Annotated in this window: 24 protein-coding genes; 7 read left to right on the top strand and 17 right to left on the bottom strand. The window is 63.1% G+C overall.

The genetic code is table 11. The features are described from left to right. Positions 1 to 95: 95 nt before the first annotated feature. The 3 genes from PYR64_RS08705 to PYR64_RS08695 form a co-directional block, all read right to left on the bottom strand. Positions 96 to 1,160 carry a tRNA (adenine-N1)-methyltransferase gene (locus PYR64_RS08705; RefSeq protein ID WP_026267150.1) on the bottom strand — a complete coding sequence of 355 codons (1,065 nt, stop codon included), beginning with the start codon at positions 1,158 to 1,160 and terminating at the stop codon, positions 96 to 98. Positions 1,161 to 1,273: 113 nt separating this feature from the next. Beyond that, complete coding sequence (locus PYR64_RS08700) at positions 1,274 to 2,437, bottom strand: site-2 protease family protein (RefSeq protein ID WP_018777642.1); 1,164 nt, start codon at positions 2,435 to 2,437, stop codon at positions 1,274 to 1,276. Then, the gene (locus tag PYR64_RS08695) at positions 2,438 to 3,250 is read right to left on the bottom strand and encodes an HAD family phosphatase (RefSeq protein ID WP_275779461.1); all 813 of its coding nucleotides are present in this window, start codon (positions 3,248 to 3,250) and stop codon (positions 2,438 to 2,440) included. Positions 3,251 to 3,280: 30 nt separating this feature from the next. On the opposite strand from PYR64_RS08695, the gene PYR64_RS08690 reads away from it, so the two are divergent. Next, positions 3,281 to 4,186, top strand: a complete 906-nt coding sequence (locus PYR64_RS08690) for a PAC2 family protein (RefSeq protein WP_018777640.1) — start codon at positions 3,281 to 3,283, stop codon at positions 4,184 to 4,186. A gap of 69 nt (positions 4,187 to 4,255) precedes the next feature. Here the strand turns inward: PYR64_RS08690 and mshC are convergent, their stop codons facing one another. Continuing rightward, positions 4,256 to 5,533: a cysteine--1-D-myo-inosityl 2-amino-2-deoxy-alpha-D-glucopyranoside ligase gene (gene mshC, locus PYR64_RS08685; protein ID WP_275779459.1), complete on the bottom strand. Its 1,278-nt coding sequence runs from the start codon at positions 5,531 to 5,533 to the stop codon at positions 4,256 to 4,258. 15 nt (positions 5,534 to 5,548) lie between these two features. Next, positions 5,549 to 6,382, bottom strand: coding sequence for an undecaprenyl-diphosphate phosphatase (locus tag PYR64_RS08680; RefSeq protein WP_039241297.1), 834 nt, complete (start codon positions 6,380 to 6,382; stop codon positions 5,549 to 5,551). A gap of 52 nt (positions 6,383 to 6,434) precedes the next feature. On the opposite strand from PYR64_RS08680, the gene PYR64_RS08675 reads away from it, so the two are divergent. Next, the gene (locus PYR64_RS08675; protein WP_018777637.1) at positions 6,435 to 7,367 is read left to right on the top strand and encodes an aldo/keto reductase; all 933 of its coding nucleotides are present in this window, start codon (positions 6,435 to 6,437) and stop codon (positions 7,365 to 7,367) included. Positions 7,368 to 7,372: 5 nt separating this feature from the next. On the opposite strand, the gene rfbA is transcribed toward PYR64_RS08675, so the two are convergent. After that, positions 7,373 to 8,239 carry a glucose-1-phosphate thymidylyltransferase RfbA gene (gene rfbA, locus PYR64_RS08670; RefSeq protein ID WP_026267147.1) on the bottom strand — a complete coding sequence of 289 codons (867 nt, stop codon included), beginning with the start codon at positions 8,237 to 8,239 and terminating at the stop codon, positions 7,373 to 7,375. 47 nt (positions 8,240 to 8,286) lie between these two features. On the opposite strand from rfbA, the gene rfbB reads away from it, so the two are divergent. The 5 genes from rfbB (at position 8,287) to PYR64_RS08645 (ending at position 15,115) form a co-directional block, all read left to right on the top strand. Next, the gene (gene rfbB / locus PYR64_RS08665; RefSeq protein ID WP_179128358.1) at positions 8,287 to 9,291 is read left to right on the top strand and encodes a dTDP-glucose 4,6-dehydratase; all 1,005 of its coding nucleotides are present in this window, start codon (positions 8,287 to 8,289) and stop codon (positions 9,289 to 9,291) included. Between the two features lie 3 nt (positions 9,292 to 9,294). After that, positions 9,295 to 10,713 carry a bifunctional dTDP-4-dehydrorhamnose 3,5-epimerase family protein/NAD(P)-dependent oxidoreductase gene (locus PYR64_RS08660; protein ID WP_055975816.1) on the top strand — a complete coding sequence of 473 codons (1,419 nt, stop codon included), beginning with the start codon at positions 9,295 to 9,297 and terminating at the stop codon, positions 10,711 to 10,713. A gap of 105 nt (positions 10,714 to 10,818) precedes the next feature. After that, positions 10,819 to 12,147 carry a hypothetical protein gene (locus tag PYR64_RS08655; protein ID WP_055975813.1) on the top strand — a complete coding sequence of 443 codons (1,329 nt, stop codon included), beginning with the start codon at positions 10,819 to 10,821 and terminating at the stop codon, positions 12,145 to 12,147. Positions 12,148 to 12,371: 224 nt separating this feature from the next. Next, on the top strand, positions 12,372 to 14,279 hold the full coding sequence (locus PYR64_RS08650; RefSeq protein ID WP_275779443.1) for a WecB/TagA/CpsF family glycosyltransferase: 1,908 nt from the start codon (positions 12,372 to 12,374) through the stop codon (positions 14,277 to 14,279). After that, on the top strand, positions 14,279 to 15,115 hold the full coding sequence (locus PYR64_RS08645) for a glycosyltransferase (protein WP_275779441.1): 837 nt from the start codon (positions 14,279 to 14,281) through the stop codon (positions 15,113 to 15,115). Before PYR64_RS08650 ends, PYR64_RS08645 begins: the two co-directional genes overlap by 1 nt. A 57-nt stretch (positions 15,116 to 15,172) precedes the next feature. Here the strand turns inward: PYR64_RS08645 and PYR64_RS08640 are convergent, their stop codons facing one another. Genes PYR64_RS08640 through PYR64_RS08590 form a run of 11 tightly spaced genes read right to left on the bottom strand, consistent with a single transcriptional unit; the run spans position 15,173 to position 26,818 of the window. Beyond that, positions 15,173 to 16,477, bottom strand: a complete 1,305-nt coding sequence (locus PYR64_RS08640; protein ID WP_275779439.1) for an O-antigen ligase family protein — start codon at positions 16,475 to 16,477, stop codon at positions 15,173 to 15,175. A 31-nt stretch (positions 16,478 to 16,508) separates the two neighbouring features. Next, positions 16,509 to 17,225, bottom strand: coding sequence for a hypothetical protein (locus tag PYR64_RS08635; protein ID WP_055975804.1), 717 nt, complete (start codon positions 17,223 to 17,225; stop codon positions 16,509 to 16,511). A 2-nt stretch (positions 17,226 to 17,227) separates the two neighbouring features. Beyond that, entirely contained in the window at positions 17,228 to 18,010 is a 783-nt protein-coding gene (locus PYR64_RS08630) for a hypothetical protein (RefSeq protein ID WP_018777628.1), read from the bottom strand. 53 nt (positions 18,011 to 18,063) lie between these two features. Then, complete coding sequence (locus PYR64_RS08625; protein WP_275779437.1) at positions 18,064 to 18,966, bottom strand: glycosyltransferase; 903 nt, start codon at positions 18,964 to 18,966, stop codon at positions 18,064 to 18,066. Continuing rightward, positions 18,956 to 20,137 carry a glycosyltransferase gene (locus PYR64_RS08620; RefSeq protein WP_275779435.1) on the bottom strand — a complete coding sequence of 394 codons (1,182 nt, stop codon included), beginning with the start codon at positions 20,135 to 20,137 and terminating at the stop codon, positions 18,956 to 18,958. The genes PYR64_RS08625 and PYR64_RS08620 overlap by 11 nt, the downstream gene beginning before the upstream one ends. Then, positions 20,137 to 21,411 carry a glycosyltransferase gene (locus PYR64_RS08615; RefSeq protein ID WP_275779433.1) on the bottom strand — a complete coding sequence of 425 codons (1,275 nt, stop codon included), beginning with the start codon at positions 21,409 to 21,411 and terminating at the stop codon, positions 20,137 to 20,139. Before PYR64_RS08615 ends, PYR64_RS08620 begins: the two co-directional genes overlap by 1 nt. Continuing rightward, positions 21,408 to 22,874: an oligosaccharide flippase family protein gene (locus PYR64_RS08610; protein WP_275779431.1), complete on the bottom strand. Its 1,467-nt coding sequence runs from the start codon at positions 22,872 to 22,874 to the stop codon at positions 21,408 to 21,410. The genes PYR64_RS08615 and PYR64_RS08610 overlap by 4 nt, the downstream gene beginning before the upstream one ends. Next, positions 22,871 to 23,533, bottom strand: coding sequence for an acetyltransferase (locus tag PYR64_RS08605; protein ID WP_018777623.1), 663 nt, complete (start codon positions 23,531 to 23,533; stop codon positions 22,871 to 22,873). The genes PYR64_RS08610 and PYR64_RS08605 overlap by 4 nt, the downstream gene beginning before the upstream one ends. Beyond that, positions 23,533 to 24,696: a DegT/DnrJ/EryC1/StrS family aminotransferase gene (locus tag PYR64_RS08600; RefSeq protein ID WP_275779429.1), complete on the bottom strand. Its 1,164-nt coding sequence runs from the start codon at positions 24,694 to 24,696 to the stop codon at positions 23,533 to 23,535. The genes PYR64_RS08605 and PYR64_RS08600 overlap by 1 nt, the downstream gene beginning before the upstream one ends. Next, positions 24,693 to 25,712, bottom strand: coding sequence for an NAD-dependent epimerase/dehydratase family protein (locus PYR64_RS08595; protein WP_275779427.1), 1,020 nt, complete (start codon positions 25,710 to 25,712; stop codon positions 24,693 to 24,695). Before PYR64_RS08595 ends, PYR64_RS08600 begins: the two co-directional genes overlap by 4 nt. Further along, positions 25,709 to 26,818, bottom strand: coding sequence for a Gfo/Idh/MocA family oxidoreductase (locus PYR64_RS08590; protein WP_055975788.1), 1,110 nt, complete (start codon positions 26,816 to 26,818; stop codon positions 25,709 to 25,711). The genes PYR64_RS08595 and PYR64_RS08590 overlap by 4 nt, the downstream gene beginning before the upstream one ends. Positions 26,819 to 26,856: the final 38 nt, after the last annotated feature.

Genomic DNA, 26,856 nt, shown 5'->3' with positions numbered 1-26,856 from the left:
ATTCATCAGCCCCTTCCTGCGCTTAACAAGACCTTAGTCCCGAAAAGCGCAGGGTGCTGGGTGACATCCGGAATACGGACCCTATTGTGACCTTTTCAGTTTGTGACCGTGGGGTCGTCCTGGACGTTGGTGCCGGCGATGGCGTCACGGGCGGCCCGGCGGAGCTTTTTGTCCGATACGGAGCGTTCCCCGACTGCGCCGGGGGTCCAGGCGTTGAGGTCCTCTTCGCTGAATTCGGTCTTGGAAGGACGACGCTTCACGGAAATCCCGGTTACGCCATCAGCCAGCCGGCGGGTGACCAGCAGGAAGCCGGTGTGGGCCACCATGCGGTGGTCGGGACGGACGGCCAGGCCTTCGAGGTGCCAGCCGCGGACCATGGACTCCCAGGCGTCAGGCTCGGTAAAGCGTCCATCAGCGCGGATGGCCTCAGCTGTGCGCGACAACTGGGTGACAGTGGCTACGTAGTTGATCCAGACGCCGCCAGGGGCCAGGACCGTTGCCACCGCGTCCAGGCACTCCCATGGGGCAAGCATGTCCAGGACGACCCGGTCCACGGACCCGGGTGCTTCGGCCTTGACGACTTCCTCCTGGAAGTCACCGAGGGAAATCTGCCAGGCAGGGTGGGGGCCGCCGAAGATTGTCTCGACGTTGCCCCTGGCAATGTCCGCGAATTCTTCGCGGCGTTCGAAGGAGTGCAGGTAGCCACCATCGCCAACTGCACGGAGCAGGGAAATGGACAGCGCGCCGGATCCAACGCCTGCTTCCACAACCCGTGCGCCGGGGAAGATATCGGCCATGGTGACAATCTGGCCGGCGTCTTTGGGGTAGACAACTGCGGCCCCACGCGGCATGGACAAGACGAAGTCGGACAACAGCGGGCGCAGAGTCTGGTACTGCTGGCCGACGTTGTTGCTGACCACGGAACCGTCCACTTTGCCGATGATTTCATCGTGGTTCAGGAAACCGCGGTGGGTGTGGAACGCCCCGCCGACTTCCAGCGTGATGGTGTTCATGCGGCCGCGTTCGTCAGTGAGCTGGACCCGCTCGCCCACGCGGAACGGCCCGCGACGCCGCGCAGCGCCCGTCGGCTGCGGGGCGGAGCCTGTGGCTGCCTCGTCAGGGCCTGCGCTGGCCTCGGGGGCGGCGGTTTCGCTGCTCATGTGGTTTTCCTCGCTCTTGTACGGCTGGGCCGCGACGTGTTGCTGGCTGGTGGCGCCAGGCAGAATGGGTTCTTTGCTTTGCCGACCGGCATGTAACTCTACCGGGCGCATGGTCAGGGGCGACCGCTCCTGCGGGCTTCCTTACCTGTTATGGCTGTCACTACGGCCTCCTGGCGGAGAAGGCCGGTGACGATTCCGTTATGGTCCACCACAGCGTATTCGCCGCCCTCCAGCCGAGCCAAGTACTGGATCAGTTCCTGCCCCTTTGACCATTCCGGGACGTAAGCCCCTGCTGCCAGGGCGTGGGCAACCGCGGTCACGGGCGTCGTCGTCGTGGCTTCCGGCGGGACGCTGGCGGTGGCACCGCTGTCCACCACTCCTTGCGGCCTGCCATCGGGGCCGCAGATCACGACGGCGGGACTCCCCGCGGGTGCGATGGCCAGGACATCAGCCACGGTAGCCGTGTTCGGCACGCCGACAGCGGGCTCTGCCAGACCGGCGGCACTGACCAGATACAGCCTGCTGCGCAGCTTCGCGTGATGGATGGAGCTCGAAGCGCTCATCCACAGGAAACCGCAGACGAGGACAGTAATGACGGTGTACATCAGGTTGGGCAGCTGCCCTTGCAGGAAGGGCACAACGATGAACCAGATGACCAGGGCAACCACGATGATCCGACCCGACCAGCCGGCTGCAATGGTTCCCTTGTCCTGGCTGCCGGTGGCTTTCCATACAGCGGATTCCACCAGCCGGCCGCCGTCCAGCGGCATACCGGGCAGGACGTTGAAGATACCGATCACCAGGTTTGCCAGTCGCAGGATGTCCGCGAGCATGGCGGGTACGCCGGTCAGGGTGTCCGTTGACAGAATCGCCCACATCACTCCGGCGATGACGAAGTTTGAAGCCGGTCCCGCCAGGGCAACGGTGACGGAGCGGCCCGGGGAAGCCGTGAAGTTCTCGAACTGCGTGTGCCCGCCCCAGAGATTGAGGACGATTTTCTCGCTGGGCCACCCGAACGCCCGGGCGCTCAGCGCGTGTGCCAGTTCGTGGATCAGCACCGACACGGCAAGCAGCAAGGCGATGGCCAGCCCAACCAGGTATCCCCAGTTGCCAATGCCCGGGAACAAGTCGATGACAACCGGGCCGTAGAAGACAACGGTGATGGCGGCGATAACGAACCACGAATATGCCAGGTACACAGGAACGCCGGCGATCCTGCCCAGTGGGATGCCTTCCCGCTTTGTCACAACATGGTGCGGAGTGGTGGGACTGCTCACCTAGTTGGCCCCTTCAACGAGGTTGACTGACGGGAAGCGGTCGAAAACCAGCTGCTCGACGTCCGAGGTGGTCCGGCCCGCGAGAGTGGGCCACGTGATCATGCGGGGGTCCTCCGGCAGGGGTACCTGATGCGGAATTCCCACCGTTATGACGCCTGAAGCGATGGCGGCAGTAGCGCCGGGTACGGAATCTTCCAAGGCCACGCAATGGTGGATGGTCAGGGAGGGGTCGTCCAGCCTAAGGCGTTCGACCGCCGTCAGGTAGGCCTCCGGGTGCGGCTTGCCGTTGGTGACGGTGTCGCCTGTGACCATGAACTCGAAGTAGGTCTTGGGTAGGCTCTCCACCACCACGCCGGCGAGGGGGCCTTCCGACATGGTCACCAGCGCGCAACGGATGCCCGCGGTGTGAAGCTCATCCAGCAGTTCACGCGCGCCTGGCCGCCACGGGACTTCCCGGCGAACCTCGGCGATGACTTGCGCGCTGAGGGTGTCCACGATTTCACGGGCCTCAAGCCCGACACCGGCGGCCTGCAGAACGGCAGCCGAATGAAGCAGGGACTGTCCCACCAGCTGCATGGCCTGCTGGTGCGACCAAGTGCCGCCATACGACTCCACCAAGGCTCGTTCGGCAGCGATCCAATAGGGTTCGGTATCCACGAGTGTGCCATCCATATCCCAGAGCACGGCTTTGAGGAGGGGCTGGCTGGGTAACGAATGCATGGTTTCCAGTCTACGTGGAACCTGGTGGTCGACAGTCCTGGCGTTGTGCTGTGGGCGAATATGGGACACGCGTTGACGCGAAATGCCATGCATCCATCAGGGTCTTCGACGTAGGGTGAGTGGATGAACAGTGTGGACGGGACCCCCGAAGGGCAGGACATCACCGCGGAGCCCGAGCGTTTCCTGAAGGAACCCGCGGAAGGCCAGCGTGTCACCGTAATGATCGCTGCATTTGAGGGCTGGAACGACGCCGGTGAAGCTGCCAGCGATGCCCTGCACTACCTGAACAAACTATGGGACGGCAAGAAGGTTGCCACCGTGGACGCCGAGGAATATTACGATTTCCAGTTCACCAGGCCCACCGTGCGGCGCACTTCTTCAGGTGCCCGCAAAGTTAAATGGCCATCGACCCGGATCTATAAGGCAGCCGTTCCCGACAGCAACGTGGACGTCGTTTTTGTTCTTGGGACTGAACCTTCCTACCGGTGGCGCGCCTACACAACCGAACTTTTGGTGCACGCTGAAGCGCTGAAGGTGGACGCCGTCATCCTGGTGGGCGCGTTGCTTGCGGACGTTCCGCACAGCCGCCCCATTCCGGTCAGCACCACCACCGAAGACAACTCCTTGCGGGAACGCCTCAACCTGGAAGCATCACAGTACGAGGGTCCCGTAGGCATCGTGGGGGTCCTTGCCGAATTCGCCTTGCTGGCGGGCCTGCCGACGGTATCCCTGTGGGCCGCAGTCCCGCACTACGTTGCGCAGCCGCCCTCCCCCAAAGCCCAGCTTGCTATCCTGCACCGGATCGAGGATCTGCTCCAGGTACCGCTGGACAGCCATGCACTCGCCGAGGAGTCTGAGGCATGGGAACGCGGGGTGGATGAACTTGCAACCGAAGACCCTGAAATTGCCGCGTATGTGCGCCAGTTGGAGGAAGCGAAGGACACAGCAGACCTTCCGGAAGCCTCCGGTGAGTCCATTGCCCGGGAATTCGAGCGTTACCTTAAACGACGCGGTAAAGAGCGCCCGTAAGGACCCCGTACCGCAAAAGGAACGGCCCCGACATTCGTCGGGGCCGTTCCTTTTGCCGGGGTTCGGGACTTAGAGTTCCACCCCGAGTAAAGCGTCGATGGCGTCGGCAACCAGTGCCGCGTCCTGGGCGGACGCTTCCTCCCCGTTGCTTACGGCGTCCTTGGCCCACTGGTCGACGACGGCCAGCGCGCCGGGGGCGTTGAGGTCGTTGGCCAGTTCCTCCCGCATGGCGGAAACGAGGTTGCCCGCCGAACCGGCCGTGGCCTGTTCCAGAGCTGCCCGCCAGAGTGCGAGCCTGTCCTTGGCTGCAGCAAAACCCTCATTGGTCCAGGACCAGTCCGAGCGGTAGTGGTTGGCAAGGATTGCCAGGCGGATGGCTGCAGGTTCTTCACCGGCTGCGCGGAGTTTGGAAACGAGCACCAGGTTTCCCTTTGACTTGCTCATCTTTTCGCCGTCCAGACCCACCATGCCGGCGTGGCAGTAGTGGCGGGCCAGCGGAACGCCGGAGAGTGAATAGGCGTGGCCGGCTCCCATTTCGTGGTGGGGGAAAATCAGGTCCGATCCCCCACCCTGCACTGTGAATGGCGCAGGGAGGTACTTCTGCGCGATCACGGTACATTCGATGTGCCATCCGGGCCTGCCGGCTCCGAGACCTGCTCCCGGCCAGCTGGGCTCCCCCTCACGGGCGACCCGCCACAGCAGGGGGTCCAACGCGTTTCGCTTGCCTGGCCGGGTGGGGTCTCCCCCGCGCTCGGCGAACAACGTGAGCATTTCGGATTCGCCCAGGCCGGAGACCTCGCCCAGCTTCCAGGCGTCAGTGGCGCTGGAGCGCTTTCCGGCGGTTTCGACGTCGTAGTAGACGTCGCCGTCGGGCTCGCCGTCGCTGCCCTGGACGCGATAGGCGACACCGTCGGCGATGAGTTTCTCGATGGCGGGCACGATGTCGGGGATGGCCTCGACGGCACCGATGTAGTGATTTGGTGCGAGAACGTTCAGGGCGTCCATGTCGGTTTGGAACAGGTCGATCTGGCTTTGTGCCAGATCACGCCAGTCAACGCCAGTTGCGGTGGCCCGCTCCAGGAGGGGGTCGTCGACGTCCGTAACGTTCTGGACGTAGGAGACCCGGACGCCCGCGTCGCGCCACGCCCGGTTCAGCAGATCGAACGAGACATAGCTTGCAGCATGGCCCATGTGCGTTGCGTCGTAGGGCGTGATGCCACAGACGTACATGGATTGTTCCGCCTGCCGCTCCACCTCCACGACACGGCCGACGGCGGTGTCGTACAGCCGGATGGGCGGCATGCTGCCGGGCAGCTCAGGTACAGGGCGGGAGATCCACGATTTCACGACTCAACCTTAGTGCTAGGCACTGATCACACCGAAACCGAGCAAGACATACAAGGCCAGCCCAAGAAGGATCCGGTACCAAACGAAGAGCCGGTAACTCCGCGTGGACACGAATTTCAGGAACCAGCCAATGATGACGTAACCCACAACGAAGGCAATGACGGTGGCCAGGGCCGTTTCGGGCAGGCCGTAAGGTCCAGCCAAACCTTCATTCGAGACTGTCTTGTACAGCTGGTAGAGCCCACTGCCGAACACGGCCGGTATGGCGAGCAGGAAGGAATAGCGTGCTGCTGCTTCACGGGTATAGCCCATGAGCAGGCCGGCGGTGATCGTGCCACCGGAGCGTGAGACGCCCGGGATCAGGGCCATGGCCTGCGCGAAGCCATAGAGAATGCCGTGCTTGTAGCTCAATTGCGTCAGGTCGCGCTCCTGCCGCCCCACGGCGTCGGCGACGGCCAGAATCATGCCGAAGACAATCAGCATGGTGGCCACAATCCACATGCTGCGGAGCACAGACTCGATCTGGTCCTGGAACAACAATCCAAGAACGATGATGGGCAGGCTGCCAAGAATGACCAGCCAGCCCATGCGGGCATCGGGGTCGTTTCTTTCCACCTTGCCCGTCAGCGAGCCAAACCAGGCCCGCACGATACGGACGATGTCGCGCCAGAAATAGACGATCACGGCGGTCTCGGTTCCCAACTGCGTAATGGCAGTAAAGGCCGCCCCGGGATCGGCTGCATTCGGAAGGAATGAGCCGACGATCCGCAGATGCGCGCTCGAGGAAATCGGGAGGAATTCGGTGAGGCCCTGCACAAGGCCCAGCAAGGCTGCTTCTATCCAGTTCACGTGAATAGACCCTACGTCATGAAGACTGGTAACTGCCCGTAAGCTAGCAGCTATGCAGCAGCGTTATGTCGGGAACAGTGGGTTCCGCGTGTCCTCCTTGTCCCTCGGAACCATGTCATGGGCCCAGGAGACCGATGAGCAAGACGCTGCCGAATTGCTCCACGCATTCGTTGCCGCCGGAGGGACGGTTGTGGACACGGCAGCTTCCTATGCGCAGGGCCAGGCCGAGGCAATGCTGGGTTCCATGCTCGGCGATGTTGTAGCCCGTTCCGAGGTGGTGATCTCCACGAAGGCCGGCGTGTCGTCATCAGAAACACGCCGCAGCATCAACGCTTCCCGGGGCGCGTTGCTTTCTGCCCTGGATGCGAGCCTGGCGAGGCTCGGAACGGACTATATCGACATCTGGTTCGCCCAGGAATGGGACCCGAACGTGCCCCTGGAAGAGACCCTCTCCGCCCTGGAATTGGCCCAGCGGAGCGGACGGGCGCGCTACGTGGGCATTTCCAACTACAACGGCTGGCAGACGGCCAAGGCAGCGGCCGTGGCCGGATTCACGCTGGTGGCCAACCAGTCCGAATACTCACTGGTCAACCGCAAAGCCGAAGAAGAACTGATCCCTGCCGTGGAGGACGCAGGCCTTGGCTTGATGGCCTGGGCCCCGCTGGGACGTGGTGTGCTCAGCGGAAAGTACCGCGGACAGATTCCCGCTGATTCCCGCGCAGCGCAGGGCAGGCTTGCCGGTTACGTTGAGCCTTATCTGGAACCCCGGGAGTCCCGGGTCGTGGAAGCGGTGGCAATGGCCGCACGTGGTCTGGGCCGGTCACCGCTGGATGTCTCATTGAGCTGGCTGCTTTCCCGGCCGGGGGTTTCCTCCGCGGTCGTGGGACCCAGGAACGCTGTCCAGCTCAAGGAATTGCTGGACGCGCAATTGTCCGTGCTCCCAACGGAGATTGCCAGGGCCCTGGAGGACGTTTCTGCAGCCTAGCGCTGTCAGCGCCGGTCCAGGATGTCCAACAGGTAGCTGCCGTAGCCGCTTTTGGCCAGTTTCGCGGCTTGCCGGCGCAGTTCGTCGTCGGTCAGGTATCCCATCCGCCACGCCACCTCTTCCGGGGCCCCGATTTTCAAGCCCTGCCTGTTCTCGGTGGTTCGGACGTAGTTGGATGCATCGTTGAGGTCGCTGAAGGTTCCCGTGTCCAGCCAAGCTGTACCCCTCGGGAACTTCTGCACATGCAACCGTCCAAGTTCCATGTACTTGCGGTTGATGTCAGTGATTTCCAGCTCCCCGCGCGGAGACGGCTGAAGGTCTTTTGCCATGGCCACCACATTGTTGTCATAAAAGTAAAGGCCGGGAACCGCGTAGTTGCTTTTGGGCACGGCGGGCTTCTCTTCAATGGAAACAGCCAGGCCGTCGTCGTCGAATTCCACCACGCCGTAAGCGGACGGGTCCTTGACCCAATAGCCGAAAATTGCACCGCCGTCGACATCGGCATAATGCCGGAGCTGGTTGCCCATGCCGGGGCCATTGAAGATATTGTCGCCGAGGATGAGCGCCACTTTGCCGCTGCCGATGTGTTCCTCGCCCAGGATGAACGCCTGGGCGAGTCCATCGGGAGTGGGCTGACGGGCGTAACTCAGATTTACGCCGAATTGCGAGCCATCCCCCAGGAGATTTTCGAATTGATGGCCGTCGGCAGGCGTAGTGATGATCAGGATGTCCCGGATTCCCGCCAGCATCAAGGTGCACAGCGGGTAGTAAATCATTGGTTTATCGAAGACCGGAACCAATTGTTTACTGATGGCGAGCGTGATCGGATGAAGCCGGGATCCTGTGCCACCGGCAAGAATAATTCCGCGCATCTAGCTGTCCTCTCCCGCTGCACATAACCGTCCATGACGGTTACGCTATGGCCATGCAGAGAATCCTTGTCACCGGCGGGGCCGGATTCATCGGATGCAATTTTGTTCACTTCATCATGGAGCACACCGGCCTCCATGTCACGGTCCTGGACAAATTGACCTACGCCGGCAACATGGAATCCCTGTCGGGGCTGCCGTCCGGCCGTTTCGATTTTCAAAAAGGCGATATCTGCGATGCCGGCGTTGTGGACGCGCTGACATCCTCGGTGGACGCCGTCGTCCACTTCGCTGCAGAATCGCACAACGACAACTCCCTGGCGGATCCACGTCCGTTCATGGACACCAACCTGGCGGGAACCTTTACTCTCATCGAGGCTGCCCGCCGGCATGGAACACGCTTCCATCACATCTCCACGGATGAAGTGTATGGAGACCTGGCCTTGGACGAACGCCGCAAGTTCACTGAAGACTCCGTTTACCGCCCGACGAGCCCCTACTCGGCCACCAAGGCAGGTTCGGATATGTTGGTGCGGGCATGGGTGCGTTCGTTCGGCCTGAAGGCGACCATCAGCAATTGCTCCAACAATTACGGTCCCTACCAGCATGTTGAGAAGTTCATTCCGCGGCAGATCACCAACATCCTGGACGGCGTGCGCCCGCGGTTGTACGGCCAAGGATTAAACGTCCGGGACTGGATCCATGTGGAAGACCATTCCTCCGCGGTTTTGACCATCCTTGAACGTGGCCGGGTGGGTGAAACCTACCTGGTCGGGGCAGATGGCGAGCGATCGAACCGCGAGGTAGTGGAAATGCTCCTCGCCCTCGATGGACAACAACCTGACGCCTACGACCTCGTCAAGGACCGGCCCGGACACGATCTGCGTTACGCCATCGACTCCACCAAGCTGCGCAGGGAACTCGGCTGGACGCCCCGGTTCTCCGACTTTGCCTCCGGCCTGGCAGAGACCGTGCAGTGGTACAGAAGCAACGAAGACTGGTGGCGTCCTCAGAAAGCGGTCACGGAGTCAAAATATGCAGGTCAAGGGCACTAGGCCGTGGACCCGCGGGAACTGGCTTCCACTCCGACTCCGATCCCGGGGTTGGTGCTTTTCGAACTTCCTGTCCATACCGACAGCCGCGGTTGGTTCAAGGAGAACTGGCACCGCAGGAAAATGCTGGCTGCCGGACTGCCGGACTTCGGGCCGGTGCAGAACAACATATCCTTCAACGCCGTACGCGGCACTACGCGGGGCATCCATGCCGAGCCGTGGGATAAGTTCGTCTCCTTGGCCTCCGGTCGTATTTTCGGGGCCTGGGTGGACCTCCGGAAAGGACCGACTTTCGGTGTCCTGTTCACGGCGGAGTTGACGCCTGGCCAAGCCGTGTTCGTGCCCCGTGGCGTGGGCAACGCCTTCCAGACACTGGACGCCGACACCGCCTACACCTATCTCGTGAACGACCATTGGAGCCCTGAGGCCCAGCAGAACTACACCTTCCTGAATCTTGCCGACGAACAGGTCGCTGTTCCCTGGCCGATACCCCTCAGCGAGGCCATCCTTTCGGACCAGGACAAGAACCACCCGCGGCTGGCCGGCGTCAGTCCGATGGAGAAGCGGCGCACGCTCGTGCTGGGGGCCGGCGGCCAATTGGGCACTGCGCTCCGGCAAGCATTCGAGGGCGACACCACCGTGGACTTCGCCGGCCGCCGGGACTTTGACATCACCAGCGAGGATTCCTACCGGTCAGTGAACTGGCGCGATTACTCCACGATCATCAACGCCGCGGCATTTACCGCGGTTGACGCTTGCGAGAGCCCTGAGGGCCGTGCAGCTGCCTGGACAATCAACGCAGCCGCCGTATCCCGGTTGGCGGCCACCGCCGTCGACCATTCTCTAACCCTGGTCCATGTATCCAGCGATTACGTCTTTGACGGGACCGTCAAGCCTCACCGGGAGGACGAACCCTTCTCACCTTTGGGTGTGTACGGACAGAGCAAGGCCGCCGGTGACATCGCCGCGGGTACCGTGCCGCGGCACTACATCGTCAGGACCAGTTGGGTGGTCGGCGACGGAAAGAACTTTGTTCGGACCATGGCCGGCCTTGCTGCAAAAGGTGCATCACCGGGAGTGGTCGATGACCAGCTTGGCCGCTTGAGCTTTGCCGAGGACCTCGCCGCAGGGATCCGGCACCTGCTCGACTCCCGGGCCCCGTATGGAACCTACAACCTCAGCAACAGCGGCGGCAATCAGAGCTGGGCAGATGTTGCTGCGGACGTCTACCGGCTGTGCGGAGCGGACCCGCGCCTGGTGCGCCCGATCAGCACAGCCGAGTACAACAAACCGGAGATGGCACCGCGGCCGGCCAACAGCGTCCTGGACCTCGGCAAAATTTCGGCAGTGGGCTTCGCTCCCCCGGACGCCTCACAGCGGCTGGCCGATTATCTCCAACACACGACTCGGCAAAGGCCCTCCTGAACGCGGCCCGCACCAGGAGCAATTGACGACGGCGGGTTACGGATTCGCGAAGCTGGTGCCATCCTTTGAGGTACTCATCATTGGGTTGCGGAAGAAGATGACGCTATGCGGGTTCGCTACTTCACCACGATGGCCTTGACGTTTGGCCTGCTGTTCTGGGCGAGCACGATACCTGGCACCGTAACCAGGACAGCTGCCCTTCCGCAGCCGGACCCCACGACAGCCCCCGTGGAAGCAGCGGACGCGCTCCACGAGCTGCCAAGGATTCCGTGGGAAGGCGGACCGGCGTACTGGAACCAGTTTGCCAAGGCAACCGCAGCCGGCTGGAGCGATCCGACCTTCTTTCCCATCGCGATCTGGTACGGGTCCCCTGGAAGCGATGCGCAACTGGCCTACGACAAATCGCTGGGCATCAACACTTACGTCCAAGGGAACCCGGACGCGTCCAGTGCGGCCATCTCCGCGCATGGCATGTTCACCCTTTTCGCGACCAAGGACGCACCGGCCGGCTGGGACCGGCAGGTGGGGAGCGTCCTGGACGACGAAGTGGACGGCAGGTATGACCCCGTAGCCGGGCTCGCCCACATGAAGCAGTTGGCAGCCCAGCATGATCCCGCAGCCACGGGCAGGTTCACCTACGCGAACTGGACCTCGGGGATCATCACCTATGACGTGCCCATGCAGTTGTCGATGGACTATTTCAGCACTGCGAACGTGAACTCCGTGGACCAGTACTTCTACGCCGTCCCCCAATGCGATTGGGGCGACGGGACGCTCAGGTGGCGGACGCCCAAGGAACAGAATCCCATCGCCCCAGTGAACTGCCGCACGGCCTCGAGCTACGGCAAAATCATGCAGCTCGAGCAGGAAATCAATGCCGCGCGGGGCGTACAGGCACCACTATGGGCTCTGCCCACTGTGATCAGCACCGGCGGTTCCACAGGCGGTTACAAGCAGTTGGGCCCCGAGCAAGTCCAAGCCCAGGTGTGGGCGTCGATCATCCATGAGGCCCGGGGCATCGTGTGGTTCAGCCAGTCCCCGGACCAGCAAAACGTCAACGATTGCATCAGCGGTGACGCTTTCCAGGACGCCCGGATACACAGCGCTGCCTGCTTGAAGGACCAAGTGGCTGCAGCGGGGGTCGTGAATCACGCCATCACTTCATTGGCGCCTGTCATCAACACCCAGTCCTACGTTTGGGATTTTGGCGAAGGGACCGACACGATGCTCAAAGCCAAGGACGGAAGTGCCTATATTTTCGCGATGACGGACGACGGGCTCACCGGAAGCAGGACCTTCACGCTCCCGGGCGGGATCACCGGGTCCACCGTGGAGGTGTTGGGCGAGAACCGGTCGATTCACATCCAGGGCGGGAAATTCACGGATGCTTTCCCGAACGAATACACGCACCATGTCTACCGCATCGCGCTTTAAGGCGCGTACTGTCCCGGCAAAGGCCGCCCAGGGCTCTGGCGGACTCCGGAAAATCGTCCTAAAGTAGCCCTACGGCAGCCTCTGGCAGGAGGCCGGGAGACAACTCAAGTGAACATGTCGATGTGGCGGCGTTTGTCCGCCATCCACGATCCTGGCAGTGCAGCAGCCACGGATCGTGGGCTACATGGTTATGCCTTGAGCTTGACCCGAGCCTGGAGCCAAGAATGCTGCTACCCAAAGTCCTGCCCACCCGAAATGCCCTCCACGGTGCAGTCCGCCACCGCCCCCTGACAAGCGGGCTCAGTGGCCGCAGCCTCCTGCTTCAGAGGCCGATGGACGACGGCGGGACGCCCGCCGCCACGTCCCCGGAGCGCTGGGTCAATCTTGGCGGCGTCCCCGTAAAGCTCATGGAGTTCGACCCGGCAATTCAGGAGATCCTGGGCAGGGCAGGCGCTACAGGCGCACCGCCCCTGGGAGTGTGCTCAGCCAATTTGGACCACATACGTCATTTCGGCTCCGGGAGCCGGTGGGAGGAGACCCTGGAACGGTCCCGGTCCCTGGAGTGGTTGACGCTTATCGACGGCGCCCCGCTGGCTACTGAGGCCCGGCGCCTCACCGCACGGACATGGCCGAGGCTGGCGGGCAGCGATCTCGTGGGCCCGTTGTTGGATGAGGCAGAACGAAGGGGCCTCAGTATCGGGTTCCTTGGCGGGTCGGTTCAGACCCAGGAACGGATACGGGCCAGATTCGAGGTGGAACGGCCAAAGCTTGCGGTCACTGGATGGTGGGCACCGCCACGGACCACTCTTGGCGATGACTACGCTTCCCGGGAGCTGGCAGCAATGATCGCGTTGACAGCCCCCGACATCCTGATCGTCGGCTTGGGAAAACCCCGGCAGGAACTTTGGATATCAGAGTACGGAGCCCTGACCGGAGCCAAGGTACTGCTGGCTTTCGGAGCGGTGGTGGATTTTCTGGCAGGCCACATCCGGCGGGCCCCTTCATGGGTGAGTTCCAACAGCCTTGAGTGGGCTTGGCGGCTTGCGTTGGAACCACGCCGCCTTGCCCGGCGGTACCTCGTGGAAGGCCCGGAAGCCTACGTCCGGTTGCGCAGGGACAGCGGCTTATCCCTGTCGTCCAACAGGTCCTTGCCATCCAGGGATGTCCCGGAGCGTGCGCCCAGCCGCGCTCCGGGGTCTTTCCTCCCTGCCAGGGCTGCAGCCGATGTCGCCGTCGTCGTCGTCACTTACAACAACGAGGACGATATCGGGCCCTTGGTCCGTGGCCTGCGGAAGGAGGCCTTGGGCCAGTCGATCAAGGTGGTGGTGGCCGACAACTCCCCCAACGACCACACGCTTGAGGCGCTGGCACAATTTCCCGACGTCATTGCCATAAAAACCGGAGGAAACCTCGGATACGCCGGGGGCATCAACGCCGCACTTTCAGAAGCCGGAGAAGCGGCCACCTACCTCATCCTCAATCCGGATCTCCGGATTGAGGAGGGTGCCATCAGTGCAATGCGGAGACGCATGGTACGGTCCGGCGCCGGGATGGTGGTGCCTGTCCTGCTGGACGACGACGGGAGCGTCTACCCTTCGCTGCGCCGTGAGCCGGGAATCCTGCGAGCGCTGGGTGACGCCGCGCTGGGCAGCCATGTGAGGAAACGCCCGGGGTGGTTGTCCGAGATGGACTTTGATGAAGAGAGCTATTTGCACGGGCATCGGGTTGAGTGGGCAACGGGTGCGGCGCTTTTGCTGGATGCCGGTGCGGCTAAGGCCGTGGGAGCCTGGGATGAACGGTTTTTCCTGTATTCGGAAGAGACGGACTACTGCCACCGTATGCGGGAGGCGGGGTATTCCATCTGGTTTGAGCCTTCCGCGCGGATGTGGCATCAACGCGGTGGGTCCGGGGCTTCGCCGCAGTTGACTGCCTTGATGTCTGTGAACAGGGTCCGTTATGCGGAGAAGTATCTTGGGCCGGGTCGGGTCATGGCGTTTCGCGGTGCCGTTCTCGCCGCTGAGGTGGCCCGGTTGGGAAAGCCGGGTCATCTGGAAGCTGCCTGGGCAGTGGCCAGCCGACGGCGTTGGGATCGCCTGCCGCATGCCGTACGCAATGTTGGCGGGGTCCTCTGATGGTGGGGGCGTTCCCCTCGGGCGCTGTGATTATCCCCGCCCATAATGAGGCTGCCGTCATCGGGCGTACCCTTGGGTCGCTGCGGGAGGTCATTGGGTGGGGCACGGTGGATGTTGTGGTGGCCTGCAACGGCTGTAGCGATGGGACGGAGGCGATCGCGTCCCAGTGGCAGGGGGTTTCGGTACTTCAGGTGCCGGAGGCGTCAAAGACGGCTGCGCTCAATGCCGGCGACCAATGCACCCGGTTGTGGCCCCGCCTCTATCTGGACGCGGACATTGAGGTCAGCGCCACGGCCCTTGCTGAGGTATTTGCATCGTTGCAGGATGGGACCTTGTTGGCTGCCCGGCCAGCCTTCCGATACGACACACAGGGCGCTTCTGCGCCTGTCCGGGCCTACTACCGTGCCCGCAGCAGGATCCCGGGCAATGCGCAGGGTCTGTGGGGTGCTGGTGCCTATGCCCTGAGTCACTCAGGGCATCTCCGTATGGGGGTCTTTCCTGCGCTCACGGGTGATGACTATTTCGTGGACAGGCTCTTTGATGAGCAGGAGAAGGCGGTTCTTGCTACGGAGCCGGTGGTCGTCCGGACGCCCAGGACCTCTGGCGCCTTGTTGGCTGTCCTGCGGCGAACGTATCGGGGAAATGCCGAGCAGGATGTGGTGACTGGTGGGGCGTCCTTGTCACGGACCGTGCGGCAGTTGCTTGCCTCGGTGCGTGGGCCGCGGACGGCTTTCGATGCGGCCGTCTATGCGGTGTTCGCGGTGGCGGGTCGTCGTCGTGCCGGGGTCTCCGGCATCTCTGCTCCTGTGTGGGAGCGGGATGAGAGCCGCCGATAGACGGTTGCCCTGCCTTGATCCTGTCCCAGCTGTCCCCGGTCCCAGCTGTCCCCTGTCTCAGCTGTCCCCCGAGGTTGCGGCTTTCTCCTGGATCTGTGCCTCCGTCGCTTCCCTGCGCGATATGCGCCATAGAGCCCCGGTGATGCCCAGCATAAGGAACAGGAGGCTGGCTGCCATGGGGAAGGCGAAGGCGTCGAAGAATCCGAAGGCCAATGCGGCTGCGGCGACGCTTGCAAGGACTGACTGGCTCATTTGGCGCAGTTCGTTGTCCCTGGCCGACTTCCTGGCCTGCCAGGCGCAGAGGATGCCGGCAAAGACCAGCAGCAGGAAGGCGATCAGGCCTGCTATGCCGAGTTCGACCAGGAGCCCCAGGTATTGGTTGTCAACGATGACGTACGCGGGGAGGAAGGTGCCGAAGCCACGGCCCAACAGCAAGTTCTGGCTCGCCATTCCGAAGGCGGTGGAGTAGCCGTTGGTTCTTGAACTGATGCTGGGGTCGTCGGTCCCTATGGTGAAAAGGCCCAAGAGTGTTCCGATCATGCCTGGCGTCACTACGTAGATCACTGCCACCAGGAGGGCTGAAACCATCACGGCCTTCCGCCGGAGCTGTTTGGGCCATACCGGCAGGAGGATGAGGAAAGCCAATGCCATGCAGATCAGTGCGGCCCGGGAGACGGAGAGCATGGCAGCTACGGATATCAGGCCAACGGGGAGCCACCACAGCAGCCGGCGCTTGGTGGTGTCGTTGAGGGCGAGGGTGATGGCTATCGGCAGCGAGGTGGAGAGGACTACCCCGTATTCAAGGGGATGCAACGACATGCCGGCCGCGCGGACAAAGCCTCCCCGGGAATCGATGTTTGCCAGCTCCGAGCTGACGCTGAGGCCCGGTATCCTGATCCATTCGATGAGGGACGAGCCGGTGGCGAACTGGAGCAGGCCCAGTAATGCTGTCAGTCCCCCGGCCAGGGCGATCCTGCGGAGCAGCGTCCTGACGCTTTCGCGGGTTGTCAGGCCGTCAGTTGCTATGAGCAGGATCCCGGCCCATCCTGCGAGCCGTAGGAGGCCCGCGTCTGCGGGGCTGGCTTCGCTTTCCGGCAATCCCCTGACCATGGCGTAGGCGTAACTGGATGCTGCGACGAGGAGGAAGGCTGCCAGTGCCACCCGCAAGGGATGCCACCGCCTGATTGATGGTGTCGTGCGGCGCAGCTGGTGCAGGATCCACCATGCGAGGGCCAGGAGGGCGAAGAGCGTGCTTGGCCGGCCGATGGACCCCAGGGACGCTATCACCATGTTTGACGGCAGGGCACATGTGAGCACCAGGTAGATGGTGAGGAACAGGGGCGCATCGGACTTCCGGGCCACCCCCTGAATGCCGTCTCGATGTAGTAACCCGTTAGCCCGGTACACGGGAGGTCACCTTTGCGTGCGGGATGTCGGGACGTTGGACGCTTGAGCCGCCCTTGTGCAGGGTCCTGCGGCGACGGGGCCGTGAATCAACAATGACTGCGGCCAGGATGGAAAGTGTGGCGGCTAGGCCAACCCAGAATACTGCGCCTTTGACGCGGTTGAGTTGGGTGCCTCCGCCGAACACGATCTCAGGGCTGGACGGCGACGTGAGGGTGGTGATGAGGGCTTGCTGGACACCTGCCTCCTGCTGGAGCGCCAGGGAAGCGTCATTGATGCCGTCGACAACGTTTTGGAGCACGTCCTTCACCTTTTGTGCGCTGGAGTCGACCACCTGCACGGATAGGACCGGCCATCGGAAGCTCTTGGCCCATTGGCCGCCGCTGTTGAGCAGGGTCACTGAGTAGCCGTGCCGGACCCCGGCACCATAAAGGGTTCCGCTGGAGAGCGTGAGATCCACTGATGCTGAGTCGTAGTTGACACGTCGCTCCACCATGGCCGCGAAGTCCACCAGCGACGCGTAGTCGTCACCGGGTATCCAGTAGGCCGGTTCTCGGTCCGGAGCGACGAACGTAACTTCCGCCTTGGTCCAGTAGACAGGCTCAGCGGACCGGACCGCGCCCAGGGACGCCAGTCCGATGGCTATCCCGATGGCCACGATGTACCAGCGCCTGCCCAGGATACGGAGAAGGATGGCTGCGGTCATGGTTATCCCGGCCTGTAGGAACTGGGTACGACACTGGCAGTTTCACCCGCGAGGTGTGCCGGTTCGTCCGTTGTGGGCCGGTTGCTTGAAAACCGTTCCGTCGAGGAAGGTTTCCTTTGCCTGGTAGCCGGCGGCGTGGGCGGTTTGGATCCGGCGGGCTTGTCGGTGGGTTCTGTGCTCTTGCGGTGTTTCCGGGACAGGAGCAACCCGTCGATGAGTACGGTAAGCATGATGCTGAACGCCACGCCGCCGGCAGCGGTGACCAGGAGCAGTTGCGTCCGGGCTTTGACCTCGGGAACTGCTTTGCTGTCCTCAAGCAGTTTCATCGTGGAAATGCGGGAAGTTGTTGGCACGTTGAGGACGTCCTGCAGCTCGGTCAGGGCCACGGGTGCCTGGTTCATCACAGTATCCAGGATCTTGAGGGCCTGGCCGGAGTCGGGTGAGGAGGCTGTGATGAGGAGGATGGCCCCGCTTGTTCCTTTGTCGGCTTCAGCTGTGAAGGTGCTGGCCCCGCTTTGTTCACGGATGGTCTCCTTGAACTCCTCGGAGGACATCTTGCGGGTGAGGATATCCAGGGCCTCGCTCATGCCGCCCAGCCCCAGATATGGATTACCGGCTTCTCCGACGCTTTTGGTGGAGGGCAGGAGGACCAGGCTCGCCTGGGCTTTGTAGTTGTCGGGCGCGTTCTGCTGGAGGAAGAAGCAGGCGCCTGCGGTCACGGCAAGACCCAACACGACGATGAACCATCGGCGTATCAGGCTTTTCAGTATCTTTTGTACCTGCATGTCCTGCTCTTACCTTTCGTTGAGTGTCTTTGGGTTTGGACCAGTCGTACGGCTCAGGTCCTGGACACTGTGCTTCTCCGGTTGGCAAGCAGCGTCTTGACGCGATCGATGCCCTGGGTTCCAAGCAGCGCGATGGTCACGGCCTTGGCAGCCTTCCGGGCGAGCTCCCGTAACGCCCGGAGGGGAGACTCAAAGACCCGATCCACGATGATGGAACTTGCAGTGGGGATGGGAGCATCCGCCAAAAGGGCCGGGAAAAGTGCCCTGTAAGGCTTGGGGGAAACGCGCCGGCCGCGGATTCTGTTGCTGACATTGTGATCGTGGACCAGCTGCAACCACCCAGGTGCACCGCGCAGCGATGTGACCTTCATGGATTGGCCCAGCCGGTTGTGCCATGCAGCCCAGCACGTCACAGGAGCGGACCAGGGGGCGCTGACGGAGCAAAACGCGTTATGGGGGTCGTTCCTTAGGAAAACAGAACCCTTTCCCATCACCAGGCCGGATACGAGGTAGATCGCTGAGTTTCCAGCATCGTGGGCCGCTTTTTGCACCCGGTCCACGAAATCGATGGCCAACCCGTCATCGTTGTCCAGGTTGGTGGTGAGCAGTGTGCCACGTCCGCCCCCTGTGACTGTCCTGATGTCCTCAAGCAGTTCGGACGGGCTGACTTCTGTCCTGAACAGGGGCACGAAGGTCCCTTCACGGTTCAGCCCAAGCACACGGTCCAGCAGCCAGGCCGGACTCTCCGGATCAAAGTAGATGATCCACCGGAAGTCCCGGTTGGTCTGTGCCTTCACGGAGGGTAGACAGTAGCGCTCGAACAAAGCAATCCGGTCCCTCAGCCAGCCTTCCTGGGCCCGGACCAGGCTCTCAAAGCCCCGGGAAGGAAGATTGAACCTAGTGAGCAACACGTGGTCAATACCCGACGGCGGGTTCCCCGGCTTATCAACGTTCATGGCTTGCTCCTCGAACGGATTGAACTGTGGTGCGCAACTTGGTGTTGCGCCCGCCTCCCGGTTGCCGGCACAGATCCCTGATACTGGCGGCCCGTACGTCCCAGGAGTTCGCCTCCGCGACGCGCCGCATCTCTTCACGTTGCTCCCGGTCCGGAGGCTCCTGCAGGGCAGCCCTGACCAGATCCACGAATGCCGCACGGCTGCTTGCCACAGCTAAAGCGCTGCACTGCAGCGATCGAACGGAAGGCAGGTCCGTGGCGACCACGGGCAAGCCCGACGACAGGTATTCCAACGTTTTCAGGGGGAAGCTGGATCTATTGAATTCCGTGTCGGCATAAGGGGTGATCCCGACGGCTGCGGTCTGAAGCAACCGCCGTACGTCATCAGGGGCCAGAGGTCCACGCCAATCCACGTTGCTTCGCTCCAGAAAGGCGTCCAGCCTCTGCCTGGTTACGGGGTTGGACTCAGTCCGCGGACCAATGACCAGAAGGCTGAGCCCGGCGTCGGCCAACGACTCCAGCACGTCAAGGTCCAATCGTTCGTTGAGTTGTCCCACCAGGACCGCGACCGGCCTCCGGTTCTCGTCTGTGGATGGGCCGGCCGGTGGACGGCACCCATTGGGAAGAACCTGCACGGGCCGTCCCGAGAAATGGGACATCTTGGCGGCCAGGCCTGCTGAGACAGCGGTGATGACATCGGCCGTCCCGATGTTGCGTTCCAGGGAGCGCCTCAGATAGCCGGAGGGAAATCCGATCAATTCAGCTGCGGCCAGCCAGTCATCCGTCAGATGCAGCAGCCGCACGCCGCTGCCACGGTCAGGGAACGCTACAACCGGGGAGGCATTGACGACCGCCGACACTGGACCGCCTGCGGTCTTCATGGCGTTGTCCATGCAGTGACGTGCAATGGCTTCGGTCAGGGGACGGCCAAGCGTGCTGCTGAAGAACGGCGGAGCAGGAAGCCGCAAGCGCGACAAGTGCGGTGTCATGGTCTCCGGGATCCCGCGAAGACTCCTCACCGTGTGGTTCCGGACATCTGCGAACCGGAAGACAGGGGCAGGTTGGTCAACCCAGAGGACCGGGCCTGTCTCTGCCAAGGACTCAGCCAGCAGCCGATCAGTTCCGGGCAGGCCATCCCATTGGCCACCGGAGATGTACATGATCGTGTCCATCACGCCTCCCCTGAGACGAGTTGCCCGGCCGCGGCAGCACGGACGGCGACAGGACGGGCGTTGAAGTCTTCTGCGGGCTGGTGGCCACGGAGGCGCTGATAACGTCGGCGAACCACATAGGAGGAGTACTGCACCCCGGCGATGGTTTCAGCCCACAAACGGGACCGCGTCGCGGGAGCACCGGCCAGGAAGCGCTGGTACAACTCGGTTTGGTGTTGCGCCGCGGAAGTGAGTGAAAACCTCTCTTCCACCACCGATCGGCCGAAAGAGCCTAATGACTTCCTCAGCAGCTCGTCCGTGTGGAGAGCCCTCAAGATGGTTACCAGCGCGTCGGTCCCGGTACCGGTCGAACCCGGACCGGAACCATACCAGCCCTGCCAAAGGAACACCGGCAGGGACTCTGGAGTGAGAAGTTCCCAGAAGCCTCCTTCGCCCTGGACAACGAGCGGTTTGGCGAACGATAGCCCCCGGAGGGCGGAGCCACCCATGCCCAGGACGACGTCGGCAGCAGCGTAGGCCGGCCTGGGGTCAGCAAGTTCACCGGTGAGAATAACCGTGTTTTCCCCTGTCGCCGCGTTGACGCGTTCGGCCTGGGCTCTGACCACGGACTCCGCCGGGCCTGAACCTGTGATCAGCAGATGCACCGGGAGATCCCGGGCGAGTTGTCCCGCGGCATCAATCGCCGACAGGATGCCTTCAAGCTTGAGTTCCTTGGCCAAGCGGGAGACGCAAACCATCGTGAAAAAGTCGCCATGCAGTCCCCACCGTGCGCGAAACCCTTCCAGGTCCGCGTCATCGACCACGCGGTTGGCCATGATGTCCACGGGCGGTTCCAGCAAATGGACACGGTGGCGTCCGGAGGACAGCTCGCCCTGCCGGATCTGTTCAGTGCCCACCATCAGCGGCATGGACCTGGGGATGAACGGAGCCACTGCCATGGACATCACCGTGGCCACCGCGGTGGTGTCCGGCACCAGCCTGGAGGCCGCCAGGCACTCCAGCGCCGGGGGCCATTCGTAGCCGTGAACGACGTCGATCCGGCGCTCGCGGACGGTGCGCACCAAAGTTCTGATGACCGATGGGGAAGGTCGCTTCCCTGGTGCAGGCGCGGGGACAAACTCCAACCCAAGCTCTGCTCCCCTTTCGACGAGGGGCCCGGGCTGTCCAAAGAGAATGACCTCATGGCCCAGTTGCCTGATTGCGGCACCGAGTTCGATGGCGTTCAATTGGCTGCCGCCCATGCGCAGATCGTGCGGGTAGATCAGGATCCTCATGTCGCGGCCACCTCCCGTCCACGCCCCCACATCCGGACGTCCCGCAGGTCCTGCCGTCGAAGCCCCATGATTGCCGCCATCGCGACGACTCCCAGTCCCGTGGAAACGAGGACAGCGACCACAGGGGAATCCAGGAACCGGGTGATTGCGTAGCAGCCGGCTGCGGTCAGTGCTGCCATGACCGTGGGAAGTCCCAAGCGTTTTCCCACGGCCAGGAGCGGCACACCTGCCTTCCGGAGAGCCCGGAGATACAGCGGCGAGGTCACCAGCAGGGCCACCAGCACAGGAGCCGCTGCCAGCCCAGGCATCCCTGCGAGCGCACCGCCTGCCAGCAGCGCCGGAACGAGCGCGATCAGAGCCACGAGCTGCACATTCAAGATGGACAGGGACGAACCCAGGACCACGAGGTAGTCGTACAGCAGCTCATGGAGGCTCCGGAGGACCGTGAGGGGCGCCAACCACATCAGCGCCATGCCCGCCGGGGCCCAGGCTTCACCGTAGACGACTTTGACAAGGGGAAGGGCGCACCCCACCATCACCGCCGAGACGGGCAACACCATGGCCGACACTGCTCCGATCATCGCCAGCAAGGCCGCCCTCATGTCATCCGGCCGGTCCTGGAGCCTGGCGAAGGTCGGCGGCGCCACGCTTCGCAGGGGTTGGGACAACAAACTCGAGGGCCACCCGGCCATGTTGAAGGCCATGACATAGAAGCCGAGGACCACCGGGCCAAACAGCCGCCCAGCGATGAGTTGGTCGACGTAACCCACGGCAAAGACCACAGCGCTCGCACCTGCCAGGGGAAGTCCGAAAGCCAGGAGCTGTTTCGCGGACAGCGGTGAGAATCCGAACCGGTACGGCAGGGGTGAGTAAACAAGGAACAGGACGGCCGCTACGAGGCTGGCCAGGACCCGGCCCACTGCCAGGCTCATGGCTCCCATTCCGGCGATCACCAGGATCAACGAAACGCCCGCCCCGAGCCACACATTGACTTGGTCGATGACCATCCGTTGTCCCTGGCGGAAGTTGCGCTGCAACAGGGCCGCGGGCGTGGCCACCAGCCCGTTGAGCACGATGCAGAAGGCCAAGGCCCTGACCACGTCCGTTGCTGCTTCGTTTCCCATGGCCGCTGTGAAGAGGGGTGCAACCGCGTACGAGAGCCCGAACAACAGGACACTGCAGACTACGGAGATGGTGGTGACGGTGGCGGCTATTTCCTTGGGGTCCCCCGGCCAGCGTACGATCGCCAGGCTGACGCCCAATTCGTTGAAGCTCAGGACGGCGACGAGTGCAATGAACGCCACTGCGTAGGTCCCGAATTCCTCAGGCCCCAGCAGCCGCGCCAACGCTATACCGATTCCAATGGTCCCCAGCTTGGTGATGAAGGCGTTGACGACGCTGATCACGAACGCCCTTGTGGGGGTTGGTCCCTTCCGCTGGGTAACCGGGCTCTTGAGCGTCACTGGGCCCCCTCCAGCGCAGGCGTATTGCCGCGCCTGATCACCCGGGCCGGGACACCGGCCCAGGTCTCGTCGTCGGGAACATCGTTCAGGACGGCCGCTCCCATGCCAATGGTCGCTTTGGCCCCGATGGACCGGCCCTCCCGGACACTGGCGTTCATGCCGATGTAGGCCGCCCGGCCGACCCGAACATTGCCGCCCAGGGAAACGCCTGATGCGAATGTGGCGAAGTCACTGATGACGTCGTCGTGGGTGAAGGTGACCCCGGGCATGGCGACAACGTGATTGCCGATGGTCACTGACGCCGTCATGCTGACGTGGGCCAGGATGATGCTCCCCCGGCCGATCACGCACCCCTCCGGAACGTTGACTGAGGGATCTATGGCTGTGGCGTAGCGTTCTTCGTCAAGCCCGAGGCTTCGTAGCCGCATCACCACACCCTCGCGGCCGCTTCCTGATCCGATGCAGACCAGCAGCAACGCGTGGGGGAACTTCAGGGCGTCACGGATGGGCCCAAGGACGTGTGCGCCGTCGACCACCCGGCCGGTCTTGTCCTCGTCGTCGTCGAGGATTCCGATGACGTCGAACGGGCCGCTGCTGCGGACCATGGCCAGTACCTCACGGGCAAGGCCGCTGGCAGCGATGAGGAGAAGTTCGCTCATTATGGGTGCCTCGATGCCCGCAGGACCGAGTCGATGACCCGGACCTGGTCGTGGAGGGCGAGCTGGTGGTACAGCGGCAGGATGAGCGTGTGGTCAGTCAGCCAGTTCGTGACCTCAAGGGACGCCCCGCCGGTGTCCTTGCCCGCGTAGGCGGGTTGGCGGTGGGCTGCCATGATGCCCCGCCGGGCTGAAATGCCGTCCTGTGCAAGGTGGCCCATCAGTCCGTCCCTCCCGAGGGGAAACGTCGGCCCGATTTCCAGCCAGCAGGATTGGAAGTTGCCGGTCCCGTAGTCGGGGTCGCCGACCAGGCGGAGGCCTTCGACGCCGGCAAACGCGTTCGCGTAGTTTGCGGCCAGTTCACGACGCCGTTGGACGGCTTCCCGGAGGCGGCCCAGTTGGACGAGTCCGACGGCGGCCTGAAGGTCGGTCATGCGGTAGTTGAACCCGACTTCGAGGTACTCTTCGGCCGGTGCGAGGATGCTGGCGTGCCGGTCCGAGGCCGAAACGCTCATGGCATGTTCCCGGAGGCGTCGTGCCCTGTCCGCGAAGTCCTGCCGTGGAGTTGAGAGCATGCCGCCCTCTCCCGTCGTGAGGATCTTGCGCGGGTGGAATGACCAGGCTGCCACCTCCGCCCCGGCACCGACAGGGCGGCCGTGGTAGCGGGAGCCAATGGCGCAGGCTGCGTCTTCCACCACGATGATCCCGCGGGGCTCACACAAGGCCCTGATGGGATCCAGGTCAACGGGCACCCCGCCTTGGTCCACGGCGATGACTGCCTTGGTTTCCTGAGTCAGGGCTCTTTCCACGGTCTCGGCTGTCACGCACCCTGTCTGGAGGTCGACGTCGGCGAACACAGGGCGTGCTCCCATGTACGTAGCCGCGTTCGCTGTGGCAATGAAGGAAAATGACGGGACAACGACGTCATCACCCGGTCCAACGCCGGCGACCGCGAGTGCCAGGTGCAGGGCTGAAGTGCAGCTGGAGGTAGCCACTGCGTGACCTGCCAATTGCTCCGCCGCGAAGGCTTCTTCGAACTGGCGGACCTTGGGTCCTTGGGCCACCCACCCGGAGGCAATCACTTCGGCCACTGCTTGGGCTTCCTCTTCGCCAAGCCAGGGTTTCATGACGTCGATACGGGCCAGGCGCGTCTCGGAGATGGTCATCGCGCACCTGCTGCGGGGACGGCGGGGTGGGCCACCAGGCGGGCCGCTGCTATTTCCGCACGGAGCGGACGCCACCATGAGACCAAAGTACGCAGACCGTCCTCCAGTCCAATGGCTGCTTCGAAACCCAGGTCTTTACGTGCTGCGGTGGTGTCCGCCAGGCGCCGGGCCACGCCGTTGACGGCACGCTCCGGACCGTGCTCGAGATGCAGGCTTGAACCCATGACATTCAGGAGGGTCTGCGCCAGCTCAGCCAGGCTGGTTTCGGTTCCGCTGGCGACGTTGTAGACGCCTTCATGCACATCGCTGACAGCTGCCAGGATGTTGGCCCGGGCGACGTCGTCGGTGTGGACGAAGTCCATGGTTTGGTCACCGCTGCCGAAGATCATGGGTGGCTGGCCGTCGTCGATCCGTTCCATCCAGCGCACGAGGACTTCGGTGTAGAGCCCATGGACGTCCATGCGGGGTCCGTAGACGTTGAAGTAGCGCAGCAGGACGTAGTCCAGGCCGGACATGGCCCGGAAGCTCCTGGCCATCCCTTCGTTGAAGGACTTTGCCGCGCCGTAGAAGGTTTCGTTGTTGTGGTGGTGATGGTTTTCCCTGGTGGGAAACTGTTCAGCCATCCCGTACACGGACGCGCTTGACGCGGAGACGAGTTTGCCTACTTTGTGGTCCACGGCTGCTTCGTAGACGTTGAAAGTGCCGTCCACCAGAACTTCGAGTGCCAGGCGTGGTTCTTCTGCGCACTGGGTGATGCGGATGGCGGCCTGGTGGAACACGAGGTCTTTGCCGCGGGTGAGGTCGTTGACGAGGTCACGGTCCCGCAGGTCGCCTTCGACCAGGGAGACGCGCTCGCTGCCCAAGGCCTGGTCCAGGTTCGCGCGTCTGCCGCGCACCAGGTTGTCCAAAACGTCGACGTGGGCCGCGCCGGCGTCGAGCAGTTGGTCCACCACGGTGGAGCCGATGGTTCCGGCGCCTCCGGTGACCAGCACGTTGGCGCCCAAGAGCTCTTTCATCGCACAACCTGGAGATTCGTCTCATTGCCGGCCACGATGGTGGACCGTCCATCCGTGCCGAGGCTTTGCGTCACGGCCTCCAGGACGGACAAGACCCTGAGCCCGGATTCGCCGCTGGTGCGGGGCATCGTGTGGTTCCGGATGGAGGTAGCGAGTTCAGCCACCACTTGTCCCAGGGGTTCGCGCTCCTGGAGGGCCGGTGACCACGTGTCGCCAAGACGGTACGAGATGGCCGAAGCTTTCTTGTCTGCAGCCGATCGGGGTTGTTGCTCCAGGCTGACGCCGCGGTCGTATACGCTGAGCCGTTGCTGCGGATTCAAGTCATCCCAGACGAGGGTCCTCTTTGACCCTCCGATGATCATCTGCCGGATTTTGGTGGGGCTGAGCCAGTTGACGTGGATGTGGACCATGGCGTCATTGGGCAGTCCGAAGGTCAAGTGCCCGACGCAGTCGCGGCCGGTACCGAGGGGATCCGCGCCGTGGGCCGAAATTTCGGTGGGGTGCAGGCCGCCCGGCAGGACAAAGTCGAGGATGGAGAGGTCGTGGGGCGCCAAGTCCCAGAACACGTTGACATCGGGTTGGACGAGCCCGAGGTTGATCCGGACCGAGTCAACATAGAGGATGTCGCCCAAGGCGCCGCTGGCCACCAGTTCCTGGATTTTGAGGACCGCCGGGGTAAAGCAGTAAGTGTGGTCGGCCATCAGCACCAGTCCCCTGGCTTTGGCTTCGTCCACCATTTCCAGTCCCTTGGCGCGGCTGTCAGCCAGCGGTTTCTCCACCAGGACGTGCTTGCCCGCACGCAGGGCCGTCATCACTACGCCGTGGTGCGTGTGCGCCGGGGTTGCGACGGCCACGGCGTCCAGGTTGTAGTCGTCCAGCAGTTCGTCCAAAGACTCGACGACGGCCACCCCACCCACCGCTTCGGCGAGCTTCATGCCGCGCTCAACGTCCAGGTCGCAGATCGCTACGAGATCCCAGTCCGGGCTGGCTTTGAGGTTCCGTGCGAGGTTGGGACCCCAATAACCGGCGCCGACCACCGCAATGCGCAGCTTGGGCCGGTGACCGTTGCCGTTGAGTTGTCCAGATGGAATAGTTCGTATGCTCATTTCCCACTCGGATTCTGTATAGGTAGCAGGTTTCTTGT

It is taken from the genome of Paenarthrobacter sp. Y-19 (assembly GCF_029223985.1).
Classification (GTDB): Bacteria; Actinomycetota; Actinomycetes; order Actinomycetales; family Micrococcaceae; genus Arthrobacter; species Arthrobacter nicotinovorans.
Note: the sequence above shows the minus strand (reverse complement) of the source record. Positions and strands in the feature narration are given on the sequence as shown.

Excerpts from the sequence above, each read along its gene's own strand:
- rfbB (WP_179128358.1), top strand. The coding sequence starts at position 8,287 with ATGGCCATGCAGAGAATCCTTGTCACCGGCGGGGCCGGATTCATCGGA.
- PYR64_RS08590 (WP_055975788.1), bottom strand. The coding sequence starts at position 26,818 with ATGAGCATACGAACTATTCCATCTGGACAACTCAACGGCAACGGTCAC.
- rfbA (WP_026267147.1), bottom strand. The coding sequence starts at position 8,239 with ATGCGCGGAATTATTCTTGCCGGTGGCACAGGATCCCGGCTTCATCCG.
- PYR64_RS08650 (WP_275779443.1), top strand. The coding sequence starts at position 12,372 with ATGCTGCTACCCAAAGTCCTGCCCACCCGAAATGCCCTCCACGGTGCA.
- PYR64_RS08595 (WP_275779427.1), bottom strand. The coding sequence starts at position 25,712 with ATGAAAGAGCTCTTGGGCGCCAACGTGCTGGTCACCGGAGGCGCCGGA.
- PYR64_RS08605 (WP_018777623.1), bottom strand. The coding sequence starts at position 23,533 with ATGAGCGAACTTCTCCTCATCGCTGCCAGCGGCCTTGCCCGTGAGGTA.
- PYR64_RS08630 (WP_018777628.1), bottom strand. The coding sequence starts at position 18,010 with ATGCAGGTACAAAAGATACTGAAAAGCCTGATACGCCGATGGTTCATC.
- PYR64_RS08645 (WP_275779441.1), top strand. The coding sequence starts at position 14,279 with ATGGTGGGGGCGTTCCCCTCGGGCGCTGTGATTATCCCCGCCCATAAT.
- PYR64_RS08705 (WP_026267150.1), bottom strand. The coding sequence starts at position 1,160 with ATGAGCAGCGAAACCGCCGCCCCCGAGGCCAGCGCAGGCCCTGACGAG.
- PYR64_RS08690 (WP_018777640.1), top strand. The coding sequence starts at position 3,281 with ATGAACAGTGTGGACGGGACCCCCGAAGGGCAGGACATCACCGCGGAG.
- PYR64_RS08635 (WP_055975804.1), bottom strand. The coding sequence starts at position 17,225 with ATGACCGCAGCCATCCTTCTCCGTATCCTGGGCAGGCGCTGGTACATC.
- PYR64_RS08625 (WP_275779437.1), bottom strand. The coding sequence starts at position 18,966 with ATGAACGTTGATAAGCCGGGGAACCCGCCGTCGGGTATTGACCACGTG.
- PYR64_RS08620 (WP_275779435.1), bottom strand. The coding sequence starts at position 20,137 with ATGGACACGATCATGTACATCTCCGGTGGCCAATGGGATGGCCTGCCC.
- PYR64_RS08600 (WP_275779429.1), bottom strand. The coding sequence starts at position 24,696 with ATGACCATCTCCGAGACGCGCCTGGCCCGTATCGACGTCATGAAACCC.
- PYR64_RS08655 (WP_055975813.1), top strand. The coding sequence starts at position 10,819 with ATGCGGGTTCGCTACTTCACCACGATGGCCTTGACGTTTGGCCTGCTG.
- PYR64_RS08615 (WP_275779433.1), bottom strand. The coding sequence starts at position 21,411 with ATGAGGATCCTGATCTACCCGCACGATCTGCGCATGGGCGGCAGCCAA.
- PYR64_RS08675 (WP_018777637.1), top strand. The coding sequence starts at position 6,435 with ATGCAGCAGCGTTATGTCGGGAACAGTGGGTTCCGCGTGTCCTCCTTG.
- PYR64_RS08695 (WP_275779461.1), bottom strand. The coding sequence starts at position 3,250 with ATGCATGGCATTTCGCGTCAACGCGTGTCCCATATTCGCCCACAGCAC.